General features: G+C 67.2%; 4 protein-coding genes. 3 read left to right on the top strand and 1 reads right to left on the bottom strand.

The window, feature by feature from the left end; genetic code table 11:
* Nucleotides 1-635 (bottom strand): LacI family DNA-binding transcriptional regulator (locus AC3XYG_RS34920; RefSeq protein ID WP_489144496.1); only part of this gene is annotated, 635 nt, incomplete at its 3' end.
* 227 nt (nucleotides 636-862) lie between these two features.
* Here AC3XYG_RS34920 and AC3XYG_RS34915 point away from each other — a divergent pair.
* The 3 genes from AC3XYG_RS34915 to AC3XYG_RS34905 form a co-directional block, all read left to right on the top strand.
* Complete coding sequence (locus AC3XYG_RS34915) at nucleotides 863-2,155, top strand: ABC transporter substrate-binding protein (RefSeq protein WP_489144495.1); 1,293 nt, start codon at nucleotides 863-865, stop codon at nucleotides 2,153-2,155.
* On the top strand, nucleotides 2,152-3,060 hold the full coding sequence (locus AC3XYG_RS34910; RefSeq protein ID WP_489144494.1) for a carbohydrate ABC transporter permease: 909 nt from the start codon (nucleotides 2,152-2,154) through the stop codon (nucleotides 3,058-3,060). Before AC3XYG_RS34915 ends, AC3XYG_RS34910 begins: the two co-directional genes overlap by 4 nt.
* Nucleotides 3,057-3,809 (top strand): carbohydrate ABC transporter permease (locus AC3XYG_RS34905; RefSeq protein ID WP_489144493.1); only part of this gene is annotated, 753 nt, incomplete at its 3' end. The genes AC3XYG_RS34910 and AC3XYG_RS34905, both read left to right, overlap by 4 nt.

The raw sequence follows: 3,809 nt of genomic DNA, 5'->3' as shown, positions 1-3,809 counted from the left end.
TCGACCCCCGCCTTGGCCATCGCCGCGCGCAGGCCGTTGACGCGGCCCACCCGGCTCGAGGTCTTGATCGGGCCCGAGATGAAGCCGAAGCGGCGGTGACCCAGGCCGACCAGGTGCCGGCCGGCCACCTTGCCGCCGAGTTCGTTGTCGACGCTGACGCTGCAGGCCACCACCGCCTCCGCCCCCTGGCCGCGCCGGTCGAAGGCGGCGACGACCAGGCCGCGCCGGGTCAGGTGGGCGATATGGTCGAAGGACAGCGGCGAGGAGCTGAAGATGACGCCGCGCACGCCGGAGGCGAGCAGCGTCTCGGCATAGCGGGCCTCCAGCTGCGGGTCCCGCTCGGCATTGCAGAACAGCACCTTGTAGCCGAGTGCGGTGGCCGCGCGTTCGACCTTGTGCGCCAGGGCACCCCAGAACGGGTTGGCGACCGACGGCACGATCAGGCCGATGGTCCGGTTGCGGCCGGATTTGAACTGCTGGGCCAGCGCGTTCGGGGTGTAGCCCAGCACCTCGATCGCCTGCAGCACCCGCGCCTTGGTCTCGGCCTGCATGCGCCCGTGCCGGCCGTTCAGCACGTTGGACACCGTGCTCGCCGACACACCCGCCGCCCGCGCCACATCGAGAATGCTCGCCACGATCCCCCGATTCCTGCTGGCCACCATTGAGGCGACCGATTCAGTGCAACGATTTATCAGCCATAGCGCCTGGCCAGCACTGCTGTCAAATGGCTGATCGCCTGATGGTTGAGAACCATCGGCAGACAGCGGGTTGACTTCTTCGGATCGTCTGGTGTTACGTTGCACCAACCAGTGCATCACGAAGGCGCGGCAAGCGCCCCACCATCCCAAGGGGGAGAGCCGACATGTCCAGGAGACTGAACCGACGCGCCGCGCTGCTGCAGGGCGGCACCCTGATGGGCGGGCTGGCCCTGGCCGGGCTGGCGCCGCGCGCCTTCGCCCAGGACGCGGCCCGCATCCGCTTCGGCGGCTATGTCGAATCGCAGGAGCAGCTGACCCAGACGCTGGCGACGCTGAAGGCCTATACCGACCGCAATCCCGGCGTCGACATCGTCCCGGAATTCACCAATTTCGGCGCCTTCACCGACAAGCTGGCGACCGAGGCCGCGGGCGGCAACGCCCCCGACATGTTCAGCGTCAATGTCGACCTCTTGGGCGAATACGCCCGGCGCGGCGTGCTGGCGCCGCTGAACGCCTATATCCCGAAGCCGCTGGACCTGTCCGACTATGTCGACGGGGCGATCAAGGCTGGCACGCTGGGCGGCCAGCTCTATGCCATCCCGAACGACTGCATCGCCCCGGCGATCACGGTCAAGACCGCGGTGTTCGAGGAGACGGGCGTGCCCCTGCCCGACCAGATGTGGAGCTGGGAGCAGCTGGCCGAGACCGCCGTGGCGATCAGCAAGGCCAAGGGCAAGCGCTTCTGGGGGCTGGAGGATGCGGGGTCGAACTACATCCCCTGCGACATCTTCCTGCGCGGCATGGGCAAGTCGATGTTCACGCCGGAGCGGCAGTTCGGCTTCGGCCGCGACGACCTCGCCGAATGGTTCGCCTACTGGGCTCGGCTGCGCGATGCCGGCGGCGTCCCGCCCGGCGAGGTCCAGGCCCTGGCCAATGGCGACGACCCCGCCCTGACCGGCCTGATCTCCGGCCGGGCCGCGATGTTCGCTTCGCTCACCGACAGCTTCGTCGGGCTGCAGGCGCTGACCGAGGACGATCTGGTCCTGCACATGCTGCCGAACGGCTTCAAGGGCGGGACGCTGGTGCAGCACCACTACACCTATGCCGGCAACTCCACCGGCCTGTGGTCGAAGTCGCCGCACAAGGACCGGATGATCGACATCATCCGCTTCATGCATTTCGAGCCGGCGGGGATCGAGCTGTACTATCGCGGCAGCGGCATGGTGCCGGCGTCGAAGGCCGGCCGCGCCGCGCTGGCCGGCGAAGGCACCGATTCCGACCGCAAGATCATCGCCTATATCGACCTGCTGCAGCAGAACCCGGCGCCGCCGCGCTATCCCGGCATCACCGGGATGTCGGGCATGCTGCGGCGGGCCAACGAGGCGGTGGCCTTCGGCAAGATGACGCCGCAGCAGGCCGCCGACCAGTTCATCGGCGAAGCCCAGGCGCGGCTGTGAGGCGGCGGCGCGGCGTCGGCACATCGGCGGAGCAGAACGGCGCCGCCTTCCTGTTCCTGGCGCCCTGGATCATCGGCGCCGTGTGCCTGACGCTGGGGCCCATCCTGGCGTCGCTGTACCTGTCCTTCACCAATTACGACCTGTTCAACCCGCCGGTCTGGGCCGGGCTGAAGAACTACGAGCGGCTGCTGTTCGCCGATCCGCGCTACCTGCAGGCGGTCAAGGTCACCTTCACCTACGTCTTCTTGTCGGTGCCGCTGAAGCTGGCCTTCGCCCTGATGGTGGCGGTGACGCTGAACCGCGGCATCGCCGGGCTCGGCCTCTATCGCGGGCTGTACTACCTGCCGTCGCTGCTGGGCGGCAGCGTCGCCGTGGCCATCATGTGGCGGCAGATTTTCAGCTATGACGGGCTGATCAATCACATCCTGCTGTGGTTCGGCATCGACGGGCCGAGCTGGATCTCGAACCCGGACACGGCGCTGTTCACCCTGGTCAGCCTGGCGGTGTGGCAGTTCGGATCGCCGATGATCATCTTCCTGGCCGGGCTGAAGCAGATCCCGCAGGACCTCTACGACGCTGCCGCGGTCGATGGCGCCGGCCCGGTCACCAAGTTCCTGCGGATCACGCTGCCGCTGCTGACGCCGATCATCTTCTTCAACTTCGTGATGCAGATGATCGGCGCGTTCCAGGCCTTCACGCCGTCCTTCATCATCAGCAACGGCACAGGCGGGCCGGCGGATTCGACGCTGTTCTACACCCTGTATCTCTACGAACAGGGCTTCACCAACTTCCAGATGGGCTATGCCTCGGCCATGGCCTGGATCCTGGTCGGCATCATCGCCACCGCGACCGCCGTCGCCTTCCTGTCCGCCCGCTTCTGGGTGCATTATGGGGACGACCGATGACCGCCCCGGCGCACGACAGTGGCCGGATGGCAGCCAGCGCCCTGCCCTTCTGGATGGCCGATGTGCGGCCGAAGCGGATCCTGCTCCACCTGGCGCTGATCGCCGGCGCCGTGGTGATGATCTACCCACTGCTGTGGCTGGCCAGCAGTTCGCTGAAGCCGTCCAGCCAGATCTTCTCCGACCCCGGGCTGTGGCCGTCGAAGCTGCGGCTGCAGAACTACGCCGATGGCTGGCGCGGCGCCGCCCTGCCCTTCAGCGTGTTCTTCGCCAATTCCTTCCTGATCGCCGGCCTCGCCGTGATCGGCAACGTCATGGCCTGCAGCCTGGTCGCTTATGCCTTCGCCCGGCTGAACTTCCGGTTCAAGCGCACCCTGTTCGGGCTGATGCTGGCCACCATCATGCTGCCGCTGCATGCGACGCTGATCCCGCAATACATCCTGTTCCACAGCCTGGGCTGGGTGAACACCATCCTGCCGCTGGTGGTGCCGAAGTTCCTGGCGGCGGACGCCTTCTTCGTCTTCCTGATGGTGCAGTTCATCCGCGGCATCCCGCGCGAGCTGGACGAGGCCGCGGCGATCGACGGCGCCGGGCCGTTCCGGATCTACCGCTCGATCATCCTGCCGCTGCTGACCCCGGCCCTGGTCACCACAGCCGTGTTTTCTTTCATCTGGACCTATGAGGATTTCCTGACGCCGTTGGTCTACCTGACCGACATGGCGTCCTATACCGTGCCGCAGGGGCTGCGGCTG

The organism is Inquilinus sp. (genome assembly GCF_057815775.1).
This window is presented reverse-complemented; position numbering and strand designations above follow the sequence as displayed.

Bases quoted from the DNA above. Each gene is read 5' to 3' on its own strand.
- AC3XYG_RS34915 (WP_489144495.1), top strand. From the start codon at position 863: ATGTCCAGGAGACTGAACCGACGCGCCGCGCTGCTGCAGGGCGGCACC.